Raw genomic sequence first — 20,162 nt, forward strand, 5'->3', positions numbered from 1 at the left:
CGGGCGATCGTCGTACGCCGTGGCAGCGAGGTCGGCTCCACGAGCGTGCTGCAACTGCCCGGTCGGCGTCACACAGCGTGCTGCACCTGCCCGGTCGGCGTCGTGGGGCGTGCTGCAACTGCCCGGTCGGCGTCGCGGGGCGTGCTGAAAACGCCCGCTCGGCGGCCTCTCTGACCAGCGTCAGGAGAAGTCGGATGCCGCCTGGCGGGCCATGTCGAGGAACTGCTGGCGGGTGGCCAGCTGCGACTCGAGGTCCTTGACGCGGCGGTCGTCGCCCCTGGTGCGGGCCTGGTCGAGGTCGGCCTCGAGGCCGGCGACGGCGCGCTCGAGCTGGCCGAGCATGTCGTCGGCACGGGCGGACTTCTCGGGGTCGCTGCGCTTCCACTGGTCGTCCTCGACCTGGCGGATCGCCTGCTCGACCTTGCGCATCCGGCCCTCGAGCGTCTTGATCTGGTCGCGCGGCACCTTGCCGGCCGCGTCCCAGCGCTCGGCCAGGTCGCGGAAGGCGCGCTTGGTGGCGTCGAGGTCCTTCACCGGGAGCAGCGCCTCGGCCTCGGTGAGCAGCTCGCGCTTCTTGTCGGCGTTGACCGCGAACTCCTGGTCCTGCTCGGCGTTGGCGGCGTCACGGGCACCGAAGAAGACGTCCTGCGCGGCGCGGAAGCGCTGCCACAGGTCCTCCTCGACCTCCCGCGGCGCCGGGCCGGCGGACTTCCAGTCCTGCATCAGGCTGCGGTAGCGGCTCGACGTCGGGCCCCACTCGGTCGAGGTGCTGAGCGCCTCGGCCTCCTTCAGGAGCTTCTCCTTCACGACGCGTGCGGACTCGCGCTTCTCGTTGAGCTCGGAGAAGTGCGCCTTGCGCCGCCGGGTGTACGCCGTGCGCGCGCCGGAGAAGCGGTGCCACAGCTCGTCGTCCTTGCGCTTCTCGAGCCGGGGCAGAGACTTCCACTCCTCCAGCAGGTCGCGCAGCCGGTTGACGCCGTTGCGCCAGTCCTGGCCCTGGGAGATCGACTCGGCCTCGACGGCGATCTCCTGCTTGCGCCCGCGGGACTCCTCGAGCCGACGGTTCTTCTCCTCGCGGCGCTGCTCGCGCTGGACGCCGAGCAGGGGGCGCAGGGCGTCGAGGCGGGCGCTGAGGCCGACCAGGTCTCCCACCGCGCGGGGCTCGACGAGCTGCTCGGCCGCGCGCTGGATCGACTGGGTCGCCTCCTCGGGGCTGAGCGCCCCGTTGCGGATCCGCTGCTCGAGCAGGTGGACCTCGAAGGCGAGGGCGTCGTAGCGGTTGGTGAAGAAGGCCAGCGCCTCCTCGGGCGTGCCCTCGGGGAACTGGCCGACCTCGCGCTCGCCGTCGGTCGTCCGCACGAACACGGTCCCGTCGGCGGTGACGCGGCCCCACTCGACGGTCAGCGCGCTCTCGGCTGCGGGGGACGGCGACGGTGCGGGACCGTCGGCCTGGGGAGTGTTGCCCTGCGCGGTCACGTGGGTCTCACCTGCTCCTGCGTCGTCAGTGGCTGTCCGGGGACGGTGCGGGCACCGTCCGGCGGGGCAATCGTAGCCATGACCAGGGCACGGACCGTGGCAAGTAGGCTTGGGCGGTCCGCCACCCCCCGACCCAGGAGACTCACAGGTGCTGATCGCAGGCTTCCCGGCCGGACCGTGGGGCACCAACTGCTACGTCGCGGCGACCGGCCCCGGCAGCGAGTGCGTCGTCGTCGACCCGGGCAAGGACGCCGCCGACGGCGTCGCCCAGGTGGTGCGCGAGCACCGGCTCAAGCCGGTCGCGGTCCTGGTCACCCACGGCCACGTCGACCACATGTGGTGCGTCGCCCCGGTCGCCGGCACGTACGACGCCACCGCGTGGATCCACCCCGCCGACCGGCACCTGCTGGCCGACCCGATGGCGGGCATGTCCCGCGAGACGGCCGCGATGCTGCTCGGCGGCAAGCACGAGTTCGCCGAGCCCGACGCGGTCGAGGAGCTGGCCGACGGTGGCGTGCTCGACCTGGCCGGGCTGTCGTTCTCCGTCGACCACACCCCGGGCCACACCCGGGGGTCGGTCACGTTCCGGACGCCGTACGCCGAGGCCGACGTCTCCGAGGTGATGTTCTCGGGCGACCTGCTGTTCGCCGGCTCGATCGGTCGCACCGACCTGCCCGGCGGCGACCACCCCACGATGCTGCGCAGCCTGCGCGAGAAGGTGCTCACCCTGCCCGACGACGTCGTGGTGCTGCCGGGCCACGGCGAGCAGACCAGCATCGCCCGCGAGCGCGCCACCAACCCGTTCCTGCAGGACCTGCTGGACGACGTCGCCGACGGCGACGCGACGCGTCCCGTCACCCGGGGGCTGTGACGTGGCCCGGACCGCCCCGCTGAGCGGGTTCCCCGAGCTGCTGCCCGCCCAGCGCCACGTCGAGCAGCAGGTGCTGGCGCGTCTGGCCCGCACCTTCGAGATGCACGGCTTCGCCAACCTCGAGACCCGCGCGGTCGAGCCGCTGGACCAGCTGCTGCGCAAGGGGGAGACCTCCAAGGAGGTCTACGTCCTGCGCCGGCTCCAGGCGGCCGAGGAGGGTGCCGACGCCGGCCTCGGCCTGCACTTCGACCTCACGGTGCCCTTCGCCCGCTACGTCCTCGAGCACGCAGGCAAGCTGGAGTTCCCCTTCCGTCGCTACCAGGTCCAGAAGGTGTGGCGCGGGGAGCGGCCGCAGGAGGGGCGCTTCCGCGAGTTCACCCAGGCCGACATCGACGTGATCGGCCGCGACACCCTGGCCTTCCACCACGACGTCGAGGTGGCCCGCGTGATGCTCGCTGCGCTCGGCTCGCTGGACTTCCTGCCCGGCTTCCGGCTCCAGGTCAACAACCGCAAGCTGATCCAGGGGTTCTACGCCGGCCTCGGCGCGCCCGACGTCGAGGCCGTGATGCGGGTGGTCGACAAGCTCGACAAGCTGCCGCGGGAGCGGGTCCACGCCCTGCTGCAGGACGACGCCGGCCTCACCGGTGAGCAGGCCGACGCCTGCCTGGCGCTGGCCGCGATCACCACCACCGACACCTCCTTCGTGCAGCGCGTGCGCGAGCTCGGCGTCGAGCACGAGCTGCTCGACGAGGGCCTGGCCGAGCTCGCTGCGGTCGTCGAGGGCTGCGCCGGGCTGGTCACCGACCGGGTCGAGATCGTCGCCGACCTCACCATCGCCCGCGGCCTGGACTACTACACCGGCACCGTCTTCGAGACCCGCCTGCACGGTCACGAGTCGCTCGGCTCGATCTGCAGCGGCGGGCGGTACGACGCCCTGGCCACGGACGGCCGGACGACCTACCCGGGCGTCGGCATCTCGCTCGGTGTCAGCCGGCTGCTCGTGCCGCTGCTCGCCCGCGACGTCGTCGTCGCCGACCGCTCGGTGCCCAGCGCCGTCCTGGTGGCCGTCGTCGAGGAGCAGCGCCGGGCCGAGAGCGACGCCCTCGCCGACCAGCTGCGCGCCAACGGCGTGCCCTGCGAGGTCGCGCCCGCGGCGGCGAAGTTCGGCAAGCAGATCCGCCACGCCGAGCGACGGGGCATCCCCTACGTGCTGTTCCCCGGGACCGACGGGGCCGAGCACCAGGTCAAGGACATCCGCAGTGGCGACCAGGCACCGGTCGACCTCACCAGCTGGACACCGCCCGTGGAGGACCTCCACCCGCGCGTCCGCAGCAACGAACAGGAGCAGCAGTGATCCGCACGCATGACGCCGGCAGCCTCAGGGCCGAGCACGTCGACACCGAGGTCGTCCTCGCCGGCTGGGTCGCGCGCCGTCGCGACCACGGGGGAGTGGCCTTCATCGACCTGCGGGAGGCCAGCGGCTTCGTCCAGGTCGTCATCCGCGACGAGGCGGTGGCCCACCAGCTGCGCAACGAGTACTGCCTCAAGGTGACCGGCACGGTCGCCCTGCGACCCGAGGGCAACCAGAACCCCCAGCTGCCCACGGGCGAGATCGAGGTCATCGCGACCGACGTCGAGGTGCTGTCCGAGGCCGCGACCCTGCCGTTCCCCATCGACGACGCGGCGACGCACAGCGGCGGGGCCGTCGGCGAGGAGGCGCGGCTGCGCCACCGCTACCTCGACCTGCGCCGCAGCGGGCCGGCCGCCGCGCTGCGCCTGCGCAGCAGGGTCAACAAGGCCGCGCGCGACGTCCTCGACGCCCGCGCCTTCGTCGAGGTCGAGACGCCGACCCTGACCCGCTCGACCCCCGAGGGCGCCCGCGACTTCCTGGTGCCCGCCCGGCTGCAGCCCGGCAGCTGGTACGCCCTGCCGCAGAGCCCCCAGCTGTTCAAGCAGCTGCTCATGGTGGCCGGCATGGAGCGCTACTACCAGATCGCGCGCTGCTACCGCGACGAGGACTTCCGCGCCGACCGACAGCCGGAGTTCACCCAGCTCGACATCGAGATGAGCTTCGTCGAGCAGGACGACGTGATGGAGCTGATGGAGGACGTCCTGGCCGCCATGTGGCGCCTGGTCGACGTCGAGATCCCGCGCCCGATCCCGCGGATGACGTACGCCGAGGCCATGCGCCGCTTCGGCTCCGACAAGCCCGACCTGCGGATGGGCCTGGAGCTGGTCGAGTGCACCGACTTCTTCGCCGCCACGCCGTTCCGGGTCTTCCAGTCCGACTACGTCGGCGCCGTCGTGATGCCCGGGGGCGCCAGCCAGCCGCGCAAGCAGCTCGACGCCTGGCAGGAGTGGGCCAAGCAGCGAGGTGCCCGCGGCCTGGCGTACCTGCTGGTCAAGGAGGACGGCGAGCTGACCGGGCCGGTCGCCAAGAACATCAGCGACGAGGAGAAGGCCGGGATCGCCGCCCACGTCGGCGCCGCCCCCGGTGACTGCATCTTCTTCGCCGCCGGCGCCCCCAAGCCGAGCCGTGCCCTGCTGGGCGCGGCGCGCCTGGAGATCGGTCGCCGCGGCGACCTCATCGACACCAGCGCCTTCGCCTTCACCTGGGTGGTCGACGCCCCCATGTTCGAGCCCGCCTCCGACGCGGTCGCCAGCGGCGACGTGGCCGTCGGCTCGGGGGCCTGGACCGCGGTGCACCACGCCTTCACCGGCCCCAAGCCGGAGTTCGCGGACAGCTTCGACACCGACCCCGGCAGCGCGCTGGCCTACGCCTACGACATCGTCTGCAACGGCAACGAGCTCGGCGGCGGCTCCATCCGGATCCACCGCGAGGACGTGCAGAAGCGGGTCTTCGCGGTGATGGGCCTGAGCGAGGAGCAGGCGCAGGAGAAGTTCGGGTTCCTCCTCGACGCCTTCAAGTTCGGCGCCCCGCCCCACGGCGGCATCGCCGTCGGCATGGACCGGATCTGCGCGATGCTCGCGGGCAGCGACTCGATCCGCGACGTCATCGCCTTCCCCAAGAGCGGCGGCGGCTACGACCCGCTGACGCAAGCACCCGCGCCGATCACCCCCGAGCAGCGCAAGGAAGCCGGTGTGGACGCGCCGCGGCAGGCAGAAGCCGCGCCGAAGGCAGCCGGCGCCGAATAGTCGCGCCTTGGTAACGATCCCGCGCAAACGGGGTCACGGTGCTGACCCGGGCGCTCCGGTGTGCCTACTGTTCCCGGGTCGGTCGAGCCCTCGTCCGACCATGTTCTGCCGGTCCGCTCGTGGCGGGTCGCATCGAGGAGGAAACACGTGAGAAGCAAGCGGATGTTTGCCACCGGGGCGGTGATCGCGTCGCTGAGCGTCATGGCGACCGCGTGCGCGGCGCCCAGCGCCGACGAGGGTGACAGCGGGAGCGGCAGCGACAACGCCCAGCCGACGTCGCTGAACCTCGGCTGGAACCAGCCTTTCTACTCGTACAACGAGAACACCTCGAACGGCAACGCGACCGCCAACGCCAACATCAAGTACCTGATGAACGACGGCTTCTGGTACGTCGACGCCGAGGGCAACCTGCAGCAGAACACCTCGTTCGGCACCTACGAGGCCACCAGCGAGGACCCGCTGGTCGTCAAGTACACGATCAGCGACGACGCGGCCTGGTCCGACGGCACGCCCGTCGACGCCGCCGACATGCTGCTCGCCTGGGCGGCCGGCAGCGGCGCGCTCAACACCATCGACGCCGACAAGGTGAAGACCGACGAGGCGACCGGCGCGGCCAAGCCCCCGAAGGACGCCGTCTACTTCGACACCTCCTCGCCCGGTCTCGCCCTGGTCACCAAGACCCCCGAGATCAGCGACGACAACAAGTCGATCACCTTCGAGTACGACAAGCCGTTCGCCGACTGGCAGTACGACATGAGCGTCAACGTCCCGGCGCACATCACGACCGAGAAGGCGCTGGGCACCAGCGACCCGCAGGCCGCCAAGGACGAGTTCATCAAGGCCGTCCAGGACAAGGACAACGCCAAGCTGGCGAAGATCTCGCAGTTCTGGAACACCGGCTACGACTACACCAAGATGCCCGACGACAAGGACCTGGCGCTCTCCTCGGGTGCCTACCTGCTGACGGACTTCAAGGAGAACCAGTACCTGACGCTGAAGAAGAACCCCGACTTCAAGGGTGAGCACAAGGCCTCGATCGACCAGCTGACGGTCCGCTGGAACGAGGACCCGCTGGCCCAGGTGCAGGCGCTGGAGAACGGCGAGCTCGACATGTTCTCGCCGCAGGCCACCACCGACGTCGTCAAGGCCGCCGAGAAGATCCCCAACGTCGACATCGAGAGCGGCGTCGAGGGCACCTACGAGCACATCGACACCGTGCTCAACAACAAGGGCCCCTTCGACCCCGCCAGCTACGGCGGCGACGAGCAGAAGGCCCTCAAGGTCCGCCAGGCGTTCCTCTCGGCCATCCCGCGCCAGGAGATCGTCGACAAGCTGATCAAGCCGATCAACCCCGACGCCCAGGTCCGCAACTCGTTCCTCAAGACCGAGGGCACCCCGGGCTACGACGAGATCGTCGCCCAGAACGGCTCCTCCGAGTACTCCGAGGTCGACCCCGCGCGGTCGAAGTCGCTGCTCGAGGAGGCCGGCGTCAACGGCCCGATCGACGTCCGCGTCATGTACGCCGCCGACAACGTCCGCCGCGCCAACGAGTTCCAGCTGATGAAGCCGGCGCTCGCCGAGGCCGGGTTCAACCTGATCGACGCCAAGAACGCCGACTGGGGCTCCAAGCTCGGTGACGGCACCTACGACGCCGTGTTCTTCGGCTGGCAGTCCACCACCCCCGCGGTCAGCGCCGACCAGGCGACCTTCGGCACCGGTGGCATCAACAACCTGATCGGCTACAGCAACAAGGAGGTGGACAAGCTGTTCGACCAGCTCATCCTCACCTCCGACGAGACCGAGCAGGTCAAGATCCAGGCGGAGATCGAGAAGCTGCTGTTCGACGACGCGATCGGCATCACGATCTTCCAGTTCCCGTCGGCCAACATCTCCAACAGCACCCGGGTCACCGACCTCGACCCGGCGATCCTGTCGCCGACCATGTTCTACAACTTCTGGAACTGGAAGGTGCCCAGCGCGAGCTGACCACCTGATCACCACCTGACCGCCGGTCTCCGACACGGTCAGCTGATCCATCCGGGTCATTCCCCGGACCCACGTGGTGGGTACTGTCGACAGGCGGTGCCCACCACGTGGGGTGTCCGCACCTCTCCGACCACGTCAGGTGATAGCTGCCCATGGTTGTCTTCTTCGTCAAGCGGCTGGTCTCGTCGCTGCTCGTCGTGCTGGTCTCCTCGTTGATCATGTACGTCCTGGTCGACATCGCGATCGACCCGCTGGCGGACCTCCGCACCAGCACGGCCGTCAACAAGGCCCAGCAGATCGCCAACCGCACCGCCCAGCTGCGTCTCGACGATCCCGTGATCCTGCGCTACCTCGACTGGCTCAAGGGAGCCTCCGGCTGCCTCGTCGGCAGCTGCGACCTCGGCACCAACTGGCGCACCAACCAGCAGGTCACCTCGCTGCTGTCGGGCGCCGTCACGACCACCATCCAGCTGGTGGCCGTGGCCACCGTGCTGTCGATCGTGCTCGGCGTCATGGTCGGCATCGTGAGCGCGCTGCGCCAGTACTCCGGCTTCGACTACTCGATCACCTTCCTGTCGTTCCTGCTCTACTCGCTGCCCGTGTTCTGGGTCGCGGTGCTGGCCAAGGTGTTCCTGGCCATCGACCTCAACAACTTCCTGGCGGTGCCCGATCCACGGTTGTCCTGGACGGTGGTCGCCGTGGTGGCGCTGTTCGCCGGCCTGGTGGTCTCCTCCGCCCTCGCCGGCCAGGGCCGCCGCCGGCTGCGCAACTTCGCGATCGCGGCCGTCGCCACGGCGGCGCTGCTGACCTACCTCAACCTCAGCAACTGGTTCAAGACGCCCTCGATCGGGATCGCCCTGATCGCGGTCAGCTCCGTCGGCTGGGCCTTCGTGATGACGATCCTGTCCACCGGCCTGCGCAACCGCCGCGCGCTCTACTCCGCGCTGTCGGTGGCCGCGCTCGGCGTCGTGCTGTGGCTGCCGATGCTCTACGTGTGGATCTACGCCCGCAGCGCCGGGATCCTCGGCTGGCCGCTGGTGATCGGCCTGTTCCTCGTCGGCCTCGCCGTGAGCGCCGGCATCGGGCTGGCCTGGGGCGGTCCCGACCGCGCCCAGTCCGCGCGGACCGCCGCCCTGACGGCCGTCCCGGTCTCGATGATGCTCTTCGTCGACCGGCTGCTGCAGAGCTGGGGCGCCTACAACTCCAACCAGGCCATCAAGGGCCGCCCGATCGCGACCCTGGGCCGGGCCACCCCCAACCTGGTCGGCGACTTCTGGATCCAGACCATCGACGTGCTGACCCACCTGATGCTGCCGACGGCCACGCTGATCCTGATCTCGTTCGCGGCCTACACCCGCTACTCGCGCGCCTCGATGCTCGAGGTGATGAACGCCGACTACATCCGCACGGCGCGGTCCAAGGGCCTCACCGAGCGCACCGTGATCATGCGCCACGCGTTCCGCAACGCCCTGCTGCCGCTGGCCTCGATCGTCCCGATCGACATCATCACGCTGCTCGGCGGCGCCGTGCTGACCGAGACGGTCTTCGGCTGGTTCGGCATGGGCCGGCTGTTCGTGGTCTCGCTGGGGGACAACCAGCAGTACCCCGTGATGGCCTACATCATCATCGTCGGCATCCTCGCGGTCATCGCCAACGTGGTGGCCGACCTGATCTACGCGGTGCTCGACCCCCGGATCCGGGTGGCGGCATGAGGTCCACGAGCCGCACCCGCGCCACGTCGTACGCCGCGCCCACCGCAGGAGGGACCGCATGAGCACGCCCCTGGAGCCGCAGCACCACATGGACCCCGTCCCGGGGGACACCAACGAGAACGCCATCGCCCTCAAGGAGGTCGAGGGCCTCTCGCAGGGCCAGATCGTGCGCCGGCGGTTCTTCCGCCACCGGGGCGCGCTCGTCGGGCTGGTCAGCCTGGCGCTCGTGGCGCTGCTGGCCTACTCCTCGATCGGCGTGCTCGGCATCCCGGGCTGGTGGAAGTTCAACCACTTCACGCCCGGCGAGGTCGTCAACGGCGGGGCGCCGACGATGCACATGCCCACCTGGCTGGGCGGCTCGGGCTTCGTGATCGGCGACCACCCGTTCGGCCAGGACGAGATCGGCCGCGACGTGTTCGCCCGCGTCATGAAGGGCACCCAGACCTCGCTCAACGTCATGGTCGTCATCAGCGTGCTCGCCGCCCTGCTCGGCATGGTCGTCGGCGCGCTCTCGGGCTACTTCCGCGGCGGCATCGACCAGGGCCTGATGCGCCTGACCGACCTGTTCCTCACCTTCCCCGTCATCGTCATCGGCGCCGTGCTCGGCAAGCTGGCCGGCGGCGCCGGCCCGTTCTTCCTGGCCGTCGCGCTGGGGGCCGTCAGCTGGCCGACGCTGGCGCGGCTGGTGCGAGGGGAGTTCCTCAGCCTCCGCGAGCGCGAGTTCGTCGACGCCGCGAAGGTGGCGGGCGCGAGCTCGTTCCGGATCATGCGCAAGCACATGATCCCCAACGCGATGGGCGTCATCATCGTCAACACCACGCTGCTGGCCTCGGCCGCCGTGCTGCTCGAGACGGCGCTGAGCTACCTCGGCTTCGGCATCAAGTCGCCCGACGTCTCGCTCGGCACGATGATCGACGAGTACCAGTCGGCCTTCGCCACCCGGCCGTTCCTGTTCTGGTGGCCGGGCCTGTTCATCATCATCATCGCGCTGTCGGTCAACTTCATCGGCGACGGCCTGCGCGACGCCTTCGACCCCCGCCAGAAGCGGGTGCCCTCGGCGCGCAAGATGCGCCTGGCCGCCACCCGCAGCGACGAGTCGAGCGTCTCGGGCTCGGTCCAGTGACCCCGACCCGCCGGCCCGCGGGATCAGGCCAGCAGCGGCAGCACCACGCTGGCCGCGGCCAGCACGCCGACGGCGACCAGCAGCGGCCGGTCCCAGCGCCAGTCCAGCTGCTCGCGCTCGAGCCGCGCCCCCTCGAGGTGGCCGGCCCCGCGCAGCGCCTCGAGCCGTCGCTGCACCACGACGGCGGCCGGGCCGCTCTCGCGGCGGGCGCGCGCCCGTCCGGCGGGAGCGGGTGCCGCCCACGCCTGGACCGGTCCGTACGCCGTGGCCAGGCGCAGCCCGTAGCGTCCGTCGACCGCCTCCACGGCGGGCCACGGCACCAGCACCGAGCGCAGCGTGTTGACCACGCCGACCCCGCCGTCGGAGACCTCGACGTGCGCCCGCACGAAGGCGGCCCAGGCCAGCAGGCCGAGCAGGGCCAGCGGCGCGGCGTACACCAGCACGGCGTCGAGGCCGCCGAAGGGCGTCGAGGCGACACCGGCGACCGCGACGGCGACCAACGACCAGCCCAGGGCCACGGCGGCACGCGAGCGGACCACCTCGGTGGTCTCCGGACGATCCATGGCCACACCCTTGCAGACGCCCGCACGACGCGACCTGCGCACCGAAAGGCACCCCGTGAGCACTCCTGACCAGACGGGTCCCTCGTCCGCCACCACCACCGGGCTCCCCGGCGGCGGCGACCACATCGGCGACCGCGACGCCCCGCTGCTCGAGGTCGACGGCCTCGACGTCTCCTTCTACGTCGACGGCGACTGGTTCCCGGCCGCCATCGACGTCAGCTACCACGTCGAGGCGGGCGAGGTGCTCGCGATCGTGGGCGAGTCCGGCTCGGGCAAGACCCAGTCGTCGATGTCGCTGCTGGGCCTGCTGCCCTCCAACGGCCGCGCGACCGGCAGCGCCAAGCTGCGCGGGCAGGAGCTGGTCGGCCTCACCGGCGCCCCGCTGCGGCGGATCCGCGGCAAGGAGATCGCGGTCATCTTCCAGGAGCCGATGACGGCGATGAACCCCGTCTACACGATCGGGTTCCAGATCGTGGAGACGATCCGCTCCCACTTCGAGATGTCGCCCAAGGACGCCCGCAAGCGCGCCATCGAGCTGCTCACCCTGGTGGAGATCCCCGAGCCCGAGCGCCGCTTCGACGCCTTCCCCCACCAGCTCTCCGGCGGCCAGCGGCAGCGCGCCATGATCGCCCAGGCGCTGGCCTGCGAGCCGCAGCTGCTCGTGGCCGACGAGCCGACGACGGCGCTCGACGTGACCGTCCAGGCCGAGATCCTCAAGCTGATGCGCGACCTGCGCGAGCGGGTCAACGCCGGCATCGTCCTCATCACCCACGACATGGGGGTCGTGGCCGACATGGCCGACCGGATCGTGGTGATGCAGCACGGCCGGATCGTCGAGTCGGGCACCGCCGACGAGATCTTCAACCACGCCCAGCACCCCTACACCCAGCAGCTGCTGAGCTCGGTGCCCCACTTCGGCACGGCCAGCGTCGAGGCGGGCCAGGCGCGCACCGAGCGCGACCAGGCCACCGCCGCCGCCGAGAAGCGCAGCCCGATCCTGGTGGCCGAGAACATCGTGCTGGAGTACCCCAAGCGCGGCAACCAGCCGGTCTTCCGGGCCGTCGACGACGTGTCGCTGACCATCCAGCCGGGCGAGGTCGTCGGGCTGGTGGGGGAGTCGGGCTCGGGCAAGACCACGATCGGGCGCGCCGCCATGGGCCTGCTGCCCGTGGCCGGTGGCAGCTTCGAGGTGGCGGGCGTCCAGCTCAAGGGAGCCGGGCGCAAGGACCTCAAGCCGCTGCGCGACAAGGTCGGCATCGTCTTCCAGGACCCCGGCTCCTCGCTCAACCCGCGGCTGCCCGTGGGCGAGTCGATCGGTGAGCCGCTGCTGCTCCACCGCGGGCTCAAGGGCAAGGCGCTCAACGCCGAGGTCGAGAAGCTGCTCGACGACGTGCAGCTGCAGCGCGGCTTCCGCAACCGCTACCCCCACGAGCTGTCCGGTGGCCAGCGCCAGCGCGTCGGCATCGCCCGCGCCCTGGCACTCCAGCCCGAGCTGCTGGTGGCCGACGAGCCCACCTCGGCGCTCGACGTGTCGGTGCAGGCCAAGGTCCTCGACCTGTTCCAGGAGCTGCAGCGCGAGCAGGGCTTCGCCTGCCTGTTCATCAGCCACGACCTCGGCGTGGTCGAGATCCTCGCCTCGCGGATCGCGGTGATGTACATGGGCAAGCTGGTCGAGGTCGGCTCCACCGACCAGATCGTGCGCCACCCCCAGCACGAGTACACCCAGCGCCTCGTGGCCGCCGTCCCGGTGCCGGACCCCGCCGAGCAGCGCCGCCGCCGCGAGGCGCGCGACGCGCTCATCACCCGCGCGGGAGCCTCCTGAGGCAGCGCCGCCGGGGCCGTCCGTCGCGGCGGCTAGGGTCGTGGTGATGGACGGTCTGTTCGAGTACGACGCACCCGGCGGCGCCGCCCCGACGGTCCAGCAGTCGGCGTGGGCCGGGGGCGGACCCGGGGCGTCCGGCGCCGGCACCCTGGCCGGCAACAGCCACTCGTCGGCCCCGCTCGCGGTGCGGATGCGGCCCCAGACCCTCGAGGAGCTCGTCGGCCAGCAGCACCTGCTGGCTCCCGGCGCCCCGCTGCGCCGCCTCGTCGAGGGCGACCAGCCGATGTCGCTGCTGCTGTGGGGCCCGCCCGGCACCGGCAAGACGACGATCGCCTCGATCGTCTCGGGCCAGACCAACCGGGCCTTCGTCGAGGTCTCGGCGGTCTCGGCCGGGGTCAAGGAGGTGCGGGCCGCGATCGACACCGCCCGCAACCGGCTGACCCGCACCGGCCAGGAGACGGTGCTGTTCGTCGACGAGGTCCACCGCTTCAGCAAGGCCCAGCAGGACGCCCTGCTCCCGGGCGTGGAGAACCGCTGGGTGACCCTGGTGGCCGCGACCACCGAGAACCCCTTCTTCTCGGTGATCTCGCCGCTGCTCTCGCGCTCGCTGCTGCTGACGCTGGAGCCGCTCACCGACGACGACGTCCGCGGCGTCATCGACCGGGCGCTCGCCGACGAGCGCGGCCTCGGCGACCGCCTGGAGATCGAGACCGACGCGATGGACCACCTGGTCCGCCTCGCCGGCGGCGACGCCCGGCGCTCGCTGACCTACCTCGAGGCGGCGGCGGGCGCGGCCGAGTCGGAGGGCGGCACCACCATCGACCTGGCGGTGACCGAGCGGGCCGTCGACCGGGCGGCGGTGCGCTACGACCGCCAGGGCGACCAGCACTACGACGTCACCAGCGCCTTCATCAAGTCGATCCGGGGCTCGGACGCCGACGCGGCCATGCACTACCTCGCGCGGATGGTCGAGGCCGGGGAGGACCCGCGGTTCATCGCCCGCCGGCTGGTCGTCCTGGCCAGCGAGGACGTCGGCCTGGCCGACCCGACCGCGATGCCGGTCGCGGTGGCGGCCGCGCAGGCGGTGCAGCTGATCGGCATGCCCGAGGCGCGGCTCAACCTGGCCCAGGCCGTGCTCCACCTGGCGCTGGCGCCCAAGTCCAACGCCGTCATCAAGGCCATGGACGCCGCGTCGGCGGACGTGCGCGCCGGCAAGATCGGCCCGGTCCCGGCGCACCTGCGCGACGCGCACTACGGCGGGTCCAAGAAGCTCGGCCACGGGAAGGGCTACCAGTACTCCCACGACGCGCCCTTCGGCATCGCCGAGCAGCAGTACGCCCCCGACGTGGTCGCCGACGCCACCTACTACCAGCCGACCAACCTGGGCGCCGAGGCGTCGCTGCGCGAGCGGTGGGAGCGCGTCCGGCGGCGGGTGCGCGGCAGGTAGGGTCGGTCGCCATGGACTCGCCGCTCGTGCTCGCGCTCGCCACCGGTCTCGGGGTCGCCCTCGTGCTCGTGGTGGCGCTGCTGGCTGCGGTGCGCCACCTGCGCACCACGGCCCGGGGCGAGACCGAGCAGGCGCGCGCGGAGGCCGCGGCCCTGCGCACCCGCCTGGACGACCTGGCCGAGCGGCTCGAGCGCAGCACCCACCGGGACGCGCCCGCCGTGAGCGACGCGGCGTACGTCATCACCGACGCGGGCCGGGCCGGGCCGCCCGACCGGCTGGACGCGGTGGGACTCCCGATGGTGGCCGACCGCGTGGTGCTCAACGCCGCCCTGGGCGAGCCGCTGGTCAAGGCGGTGGCGCTGGGCCACGGCGTGCGCCGCGCGCTCTCGGCCGAGTCGCGCAACCGGATCCGCTTCGAGGTCCGGCGCGAGACCCGGCGGGCCCGCAAGCAGCGCCGGCGCGAGATGAAGCAGGCCTGGCGGGACTCGAGGGCCCGCGCCGCATGAGGACCGCCCGCAGCAGGACCGCCCCGTGAACCGCGGCGTCTGGTTCGTCGCCGGGGCGGGAGCAGGGGTCTACGCCATGGCCCGCGCCCGCCGCCTGGCCGAGGCCTTCACGCCCGAGGGGCTGCGCGACCGCGTCGCCGGCCTGACCCTCGGGGCCCAGCTCTTCGCCGAGGAGGTGCGCACCGGCCGCGACGAGAAGGAGACCGAGCTGCGCCACCGCCTCGGGCTCACCCTGGACGGGCCGCCCGAGCTCGACGCCCCCACCGACCCGACCACCACCCGCATGCTGGAGGACACCCCCTGATGGACACCGCCGAGATCCGCCGCCGCTTCGTCGCGCACTTCGAAGCCGCCGGTCACACGGCCGTGCCCTCGGCCTCGCTGCTGGTGCCCGACCCCAACCTGCTGTTCGTCAACGCCGGGATGGTGCCCTTCAAGCCCTACTTCCTGGGCCAGGAGACGCCGCCGTGGCCGCGGGCGACCAGCGTGCAGAAGTGCGTCCGCACGCCCGACATCGAGGACGTCGGCAAGACCACGCGCCACGGCACGTTCTTCGAGATGTGCGGCAACTTCAGCTTCGGCGACTACTTCAAGGCCGGCGCCATCGAGCTGGCGTGGGACCTGGTCACCAAGCCCCTCGCCGACGGCGGCTGGGGCCTGGAGGAGAGCCGGCTCTACCCCAGCGTCTACGAGGACGACCCCGAGGCCGTCGAGCTGTGGAAGCAGATCACGGGCCTGCCCGACGACCGGGTGATCCGGCTGGGCAAGAGCGAGAACTACTGGTCGATGGGCGTCCCGGGCCCCGGTGGTCCGTGCTCGGAGATCCTCTACGACCGCGGTCCGGCGTACGGCGCGGACGGCGACTTCGGCGCCGAGGACCGCTACCTGGAGATCTGGAACCTCGTCTTCATGCAGGACGAGCTCTCGGCCGTGCGCTCCAAGACCGACTTCGACATCGCCGGAGCCCTGCCGAAGCAGAACATCGACACCGGGATGGGCCTGGAGCGGGTCTCGCTGCTCCTCCAGGACAAGCCCAACATGTACGAGATCGACGTCGTCTACCCCGTCATCGCCAAGGTCGAGGAGCTCACCGGCCGCCGCTACGGCGCCGACCCCGTCGACGATGTGCGCTTCCGGGTGGTGGCCGACCACGTCCGCAGCTCGATGATGCTCATCGGCGACGGCGTCACCCCGGGCAACGAGTCGCGCGGCTACGTGCTGCGCCGGCTGCTGCGCCGAGCGGTCCGCTCGGTGCGGCTGCTCGGCTACGAGGACCGGGCCCTGCCCGAGCTGTTCCCGGTCAGCCGCGACCGCATGGGGGAGACGTACGCCGACCTGCACCGCGACTGGTCGCGCATCTCCCAGGTGGCGTACGCCGAGGAGGACGCCTTCCGCCAGACGCTGCGCACCGGCACCACGATCTTCGACACCGCCGCGGCCGAGGTGAAGACCAGCGGCGGCACCGCGCTGTCGGGCGAGCGGGCGTTCGCGCTGCACGACACCTACGGGTTCCCCATCGACCTGACCCTGGAGATGGCCTCCGAGCAGGGGCTCGAGGTCGACGAGGCCGGGTTCCGCCAGCTGATGGCCGAGCAGCGCGACCGTGCCCGCGCCGACGCCCGCTCCAAGAAGGGGCAGCACGCCGACACCGCGGTCTACCGCGGCATCCTCGACGAGCGCGGGCCCACCGAGTGGCTGGCCTACGAGACCCTCGAGACCGAGTCGCGGGCCCACGCCCTGCTCCGGGGCGGCCAGCAGGTCGCCAGCCTCGCCAGCGGCGAGGTCGGCGAGCTGGTGCTCGACCGGACGCCGTTCTACGCCGAGTCGGGCGGCCAGGCGGCCGACGCCGGCACCATCGACTTCGACGGCGGCACGCTCGAGGTGCTCGACGTCCAGCGACCCGTCAAGGGCCTGGTCGTGCACCAGGTGCGCGTCCTCGACGGCGAGCTGGTGCCCACGGCGCCGCTGCACGCGCGGGTCGACCCCGAGTGGCGCACCGGCGCCCGCCAGGCCCACTCCGGCACCCACGTGGTGCACGCCGCGCTGCGCGAGGTGCTCGGCCCGAGCGCGCTGCAGTCCGGGTCGTTCAACCGCCCGGGCTACCTGCGCCTCGACTTCGGCTGGAGCAGCGCGCTGGGCGCCCAGCAGGTGCGCGACATCGAGGAGGTCTCCAACCGGGCGCTGCGGGCCGACCTGCCCGTCGGCTGGCAGTACATGACGCTCCCCGAGGCCAAGGAGTGGGGCGCGATCGCGCTCTTCGGCGAGACCTACGACGCCGGCCAGGTCCGGGTCGTGGAGATCGGCGGCCCGTGGTCGCGCGAGCTGTGCGGTGGCACCCACGTCGAGCACTCCAGCCAGATCGGCACCATCGTGGTGACCGGTGAGTCGTCCGTGGGCTCGGGCAACCGGCGCATCGAGGCCTTCACCGGTGTCGAGGGGTTCGCCTACCTCGCCCGCGAGCGCGACGTGGTGGGCGAGCTCACCACGCTGCTCAAGACCCAGCCCGACGGCCTCGTCGGCCGCGTCGCCGACCTGGTGGAGCGGCTGCGCACCGCCGAGAAGGAGATCGAGAAGGCCCGGCTGCAGCAGCTGCTGGCCTCCGCGGGCAGCCTGGCCGAGGCGGCCGAGGACGTGCACGGCACCTCGCTGGCCGCCCACGTGGTCGCGGGCGCCGCGGGCGGAGACGTCCGCACCCTGGCCCTGGACGTGCGCCAGCGGCTGTCGGGCGAGCGTCCCGGCGTGGCCGCGGTCATCGGCACCGGCGGTGACCGGGCCGCGATCGTCGTCGCCGTCAACGAGGCCGGCCGCGCCGCCGGCCTGTCCGCCAACGCCCTGGTCCGCGCGGCGGCCCAGGTGCTGGGCGGCAAGGGCGGCGGCAAGGACGACGTCGCGCAGGGGGGCGGTGCCGACGCCTCGCTGGCCGACGACGCCCTCGCCGCGGTCCGCCGGGCGGTGCTCGACGGGGCTGCCGGCTCGTGACGCTGGAGCGCGGCGTCCGCCTGGGCCTGGACCCGGGCGACGCCCGCATCGGCGTCGCCGGCAGCGATCCCGGCGGCATCCTGGCCACCCCGGTCGAGACCGTCCGCCGCGGCCCGGGCGACCTCGACCGGCTCCTGGCGCTGGTGCGGGAGGCGGAGGCGGCGGTGGTGTACGTCGGCCTGCCGCGCTCGATGTCCGGGAGGGAGGGACCCTCGGCGGGTAAGGTGCGAGCGTTCGCGAGCGACCTCGCCGACCGGGTGCGCCCGGTCGAGGTGCGGCTGTTCGACGAGCGCCTGAGCACCGTGACGGCCGAGGGCCAGCTGCGGGACCAGGGGCGCAAGGGCAAGAAGCGTCGTGCGGTGGTCGACATGGCCGCCGCCGTCGTCATCCTGCAGGGAGCCCTCGATCGGGAGCGGCAGTCGGACGCACGAGCCGGCGAGCCGGTGCCGGTCCGGGCCACGGACGACTAGGCGGAACACCAACGTGACCAACGACGACGGCCGCAGGGAGGACTCCGTCCTCGAGCCGGGCTACGACGACGACGTCGACGGCGGCGACCACGGCTGGAGCTACGAGCAGCCGCGGCGGCGGCGCCTCAGCGGCTGCCTGCCCGTGCTGGCGGTGCTCCTCGTCCTCGGCGCGGCCGCGTTCTTCGGCGGCCGCTGGGCCTTCGACGAGCTGAGCGCCCGCCTCGCCGACGCCCCCGACTACGACGGCCCCGGCAGCGGCCAGGTGATCTACCAGGTCAAGGAGGGCGAGACGTCCACCGACATCGCCCGCGGGCTCAAGGACGCCGGCGTGGTGGCCAGCGTCGACGCATTCAACACCGCGGCGCGCGAGGAGGCCAGCTCGCGCAACATCCAGGTCGGCTACTACGAGCTCAAGGCCAAGATGAAGGCCAGCGAGGCGCTCGCGGTCCTGGTCGACCCCGCCAACCTGGTGCAGAGCCTGGTCACCGTGCCCGAGGGCGCCCGCGTGCGCCAGGTGGCCGACGCCATCGTCAAGCGCACCGACATCACCCGCAAGGCCGTCAACCGCGCGCTGGCCGACGCCGACGCCATCGGGCTGCCGGCCGAGGCGCAGGGCAACCCCGAGGGCTACCTGTTCCCCGCGACGTACACCGTGCCGCCGCGCACGACCGCGGCCCAGCTGCTCGGCCAGATGGTCGACAAGACCAAGGCCGTCGAGGCCTCGCTCGACATCGAGGCCCGCGCCGAGGCGCTCGGGCTCACCCCGGAGCAGGTCCTGACGGTCGCCAGCATCCTGGAGTACGAGGCGAACCGCAGCGTCGACTACCCCAAGGTCGCCCGGGTGCTCTACAACCGCCTCGACGACGACATGCCGCTGCAGCTCGACTCGACGGTCTCCTACGTGAGCGGCCGCTCGGGCGACGTGTGGACCACCGCCGCCGAGCGCGACGACGACTCGCGCTACAACACCTACCGCTACACCGGTCTCCCGCCGGGCCCGATCGGCTCCCCCGGCGAGGAGACCATCCAGGCGGCGCTGAAGCCGGCCCAGGGCGACTGGCTGTTCTTCGTGCCCGACTACGAGGCCGACACCACCCGCTTCTCGGTCACCCTGGCCGAGCACAACAAGTGGGTCGAGAAGCTGCGGGAGTACTGCCGGAGCAGCGAGGACTGCTGATGCGCTGCGCCGTCGTGGGCACCCCGGTGGCCCACTCGCTCTCCCCGGCCATGCACCGTGCGGCGTACGCCGAGCTGGGGCTGGACTGGACCTACGACGCCGTCGAGCTCGCGTCGCAGGACCTGCCCGCCCACCTCGAGGGCCTCGACCGGACCTGGCGGGGGCTGTCGCTGACGATGCCGCTCAAGCGCACCGTGGTCGGCCTGGCCGACTCCCTCGACGACTGGGCCGCGATGTCGGGCGCCGCCAACACCCTGGTCCTCGGCGACCGCCGCCGCCTCGGGTTCAACACCGACGTGCCCGGGGCGATGGCCGCCGTCGTGGAGCGGCTGCACGACCCGGTGCGCGAGGCCGTCGTCCTGGGCGGCGGGGCGACCGCCTCCTCGGTGCTGCTCGCGCTGGCCGAGCTCGGCCTGGAGCGCGCCACCGTCCTGGTCCGCGAGCCCGCGCGCGCCAGCGAGACCGTCGACGTCGTGCGCCGCCACCGCCGCTCGCCCGAGGTCGTGGTCGGCCGCCTCGACGAGGCCCTGGCCTCCGGGCCGCTGCACGGCGACCTGGTGGTCTCCACCATCCCGGGACGGGCCCAGGGCGCCGCGGTCCTCGCGGCCTGCGCCGAGGTGCCCCGGGTCTTCGACGTCGTCTACGACCCCTGGCCGACGCCGCTGCACGTCGCGGCCCAGCAGTCGGGCCGGGCCCTGGTCAGCGGGCTGGACCTGCTGGCCCACCAGGCGGTGCTGCAGCTGCAGGTGATGGCCGGCCGCTCGGTGCCGGTCGACCTGCTGCGGTCGGCCGCGCTGCGCGAGCTGCGCCGCCGGGGCCGGGCCGAGGCTGTGGAAAGCGCCGGCGCGACCGCCGACATGGCCTAGCGTTCCGG

16 protein-coding genes are annotated in these 20,162 nt (G+C 72.2%); 14 read left to right on the forward strand and 2 right to left on the reverse strand.

Features of this window, described 5'->3' with window-relative positions; translation table 11 throughout:
* Positions 1 to 180: 180 nt before the first annotated feature.
* Positions 181 to 1,476, reverse strand: coding sequence for a DUF349 domain-containing protein (locus BLU55_RS03610; protein ID WP_231917033.1), 1,296 nt, complete (start codon positions 1,474 to 1,476; stop codon positions 181 to 183).
* A 148-nt stretch (positions 1,477 to 1,624) separates the two neighbouring features.
* Between BLU55_RS03610 and BLU55_RS03615 the strand changes: the two genes are divergently transcribed.
* The 6 genes from BLU55_RS03615 (at position 1,625) to BLU55_RS03640 (ending at position 10,324) form a co-directional block, all read left to right on the forward strand.
* Positions 1,625 to 2,347 carry an MBL fold metallo-hydrolase gene (locus BLU55_RS03615; RefSeq protein WP_091726181.1) on the forward strand — a complete coding sequence of 241 codons (723 nt, stop codon included), beginning with the start codon at positions 1,625 to 1,627 and terminating at the stop codon, positions 2,345 to 2,347.
* Position 2,348: 1 nt separating this feature from the next.
* Positions 2,349 to 3,701: a histidine--tRNA ligase gene (hisS, locus tag BLU55_RS03620; protein WP_091726184.1), complete on the forward strand. Its 1,353-nt coding sequence runs from the start codon at positions 2,349 to 2,351 to the stop codon at positions 3,699 to 3,701.
* Positions 3,698 to 5,503 (forward strand): aspartate--tRNA ligase, encoded by a 1,806-nt coding sequence (aspS, locus tag BLU55_RS03625; RefSeq protein WP_091726186.1) that lies wholly within the window; start codon positions 3,698 to 3,700, stop codon positions 5,501 to 5,503. Before hisS ends, aspS begins: the two co-directional genes overlap by 4 nt.
* Before the next feature lie 147 nt (positions 5,504 to 5,650).
* Positions 5,651 to 7,489 carry an ABC transporter family substrate-binding protein gene (locus BLU55_RS03630; protein ID WP_197681081.1) on the forward strand — a complete coding sequence of 613 codons (1,839 nt, stop codon included), beginning with the start codon at positions 5,651 to 5,653 and terminating at the stop codon, positions 7,487 to 7,489.
* A gap of 152 nt (positions 7,490 to 7,641) precedes the next feature.
* Entirely contained in the window at positions 7,642 to 9,201 is a 1,560-nt protein-coding gene (locus BLU55_RS03635) for an ABC transporter permease (protein ID WP_091726192.1), read from the forward strand.
* A 58-nt stretch (positions 9,202 to 9,259) separates the two neighbouring features.
* Positions 9,260 to 10,324, forward strand: a complete 1,065-nt coding sequence (locus tag BLU55_RS03640) for an ABC transporter permease (protein ID WP_091726195.1) — start codon at positions 9,260 to 9,262, stop codon at positions 10,322 to 10,324.
* Positions 10,325 to 10,347: 23 nt separating this feature from the next.
* Here the strand turns inward: BLU55_RS03640 and BLU55_RS03645 are convergent, their stop codons facing one another.
* Positions 10,348 to 10,887: a PH domain-containing protein gene (locus BLU55_RS03645; RefSeq protein WP_157682716.1), complete on the reverse strand. Its 540-nt coding sequence runs from the start codon at positions 10,885 to 10,887 to the stop codon at positions 10,348 to 10,350.
* A 55-nt stretch (positions 10,888 to 10,942) separates the two neighbouring features.
* Here BLU55_RS03645 and BLU55_RS03650 point away from each other — a divergent pair, with 55 nt between their 5' ends.
* The 8 genes from BLU55_RS03650 to BLU55_RS03685 are packed head-to-tail and all read left to right on the forward strand — an operon-like array spanning position 10,943 to position 20,154.
* On the forward strand, positions 10,943 to 12,709 hold the full coding sequence (locus BLU55_RS03650) for an ABC transporter ATP-binding protein (protein WP_231917034.1): 1,767 nt from the start codon (positions 10,943 to 10,945) through the stop codon (positions 12,707 to 12,709).
* 46 nt (positions 12,710 to 12,755) lie between these two features.
* Positions 12,756 to 14,156 (forward strand): replication-associated recombination protein A, encoded by a 1,401-nt coding sequence (locus BLU55_RS03655; protein WP_091726200.1) that lies wholly within the window; start codon positions 12,756 to 12,758, stop codon positions 14,154 to 14,156.
* Between the two features lie 11 nt (positions 14,157 to 14,167).
* Positions 14,168 to 14,662 carry a hypothetical protein gene (locus BLU55_RS03660; RefSeq protein WP_091726203.1) on the forward strand — a complete coding sequence of 165 codons (495 nt, stop codon included), beginning with the start codon at positions 14,168 to 14,170 and terminating at the stop codon, positions 14,660 to 14,662.
* Between the two features lie 25 nt (positions 14,663 to 14,687).
* The gene (locus BLU55_RS03665) at positions 14,688 to 14,966 is read left to right on the forward strand and encodes a DUF6167 family protein (RefSeq protein WP_091726208.1); all 279 of its coding nucleotides are present in this window, start codon (positions 14,688 to 14,690) and stop codon (positions 14,964 to 14,966) included.
* Complete coding sequence (gene alaS / locus BLU55_RS03670; protein WP_091726211.1) at positions 14,966 to 17,641, forward strand: alanine--tRNA ligase; 2,676 nt, start codon at positions 14,966 to 14,968, stop codon at positions 17,639 to 17,641. Before BLU55_RS03665 ends, alaS begins: the two co-directional genes overlap by 1 nt.
* A complete protein-coding gene (gene ruvX / locus BLU55_RS03675) occupies positions 17,638 to 18,111 on the forward strand; it encodes a Holliday junction resolvase RuvX (protein ID WP_456237707.1) in 474 nt (157 codons plus the stop codon). Before alaS ends, ruvX begins: the two co-directional genes overlap by 4 nt.
* 13 nt (positions 18,112 to 18,124) lie before the next feature.
* A complete protein-coding gene (mltG, locus tag BLU55_RS03680) occupies positions 18,125 to 19,288 on the forward strand; it encodes an endolytic transglycosylase MltG (RefSeq protein WP_157682717.1) in 1,164 nt (387 codons plus the stop codon).
* On the forward strand, positions 19,288 to 20,154 hold the full coding sequence (locus BLU55_RS03685; RefSeq protein ID WP_091726216.1) for a shikimate dehydrogenase: 867 nt from the start codon (positions 19,288 to 19,290) through the stop codon (positions 20,152 to 20,154). The genes mltG and BLU55_RS03685 overlap by 1 nt, the downstream gene beginning before the upstream one ends.
* The last annotated feature ends 8 nt before the right edge of the window (positions 20,155 to 20,162 follow it).

The sequence above is a fragment of the Nocardioides scoriae genome, from assembly GCF_900104965.1.
Classification (GTDB): domain Bacteria; phylum Actinomycetota; class Actinomycetes; order Propionibacteriales; family Nocardioidaceae; genus Marmoricola; species Marmoricola scoriae.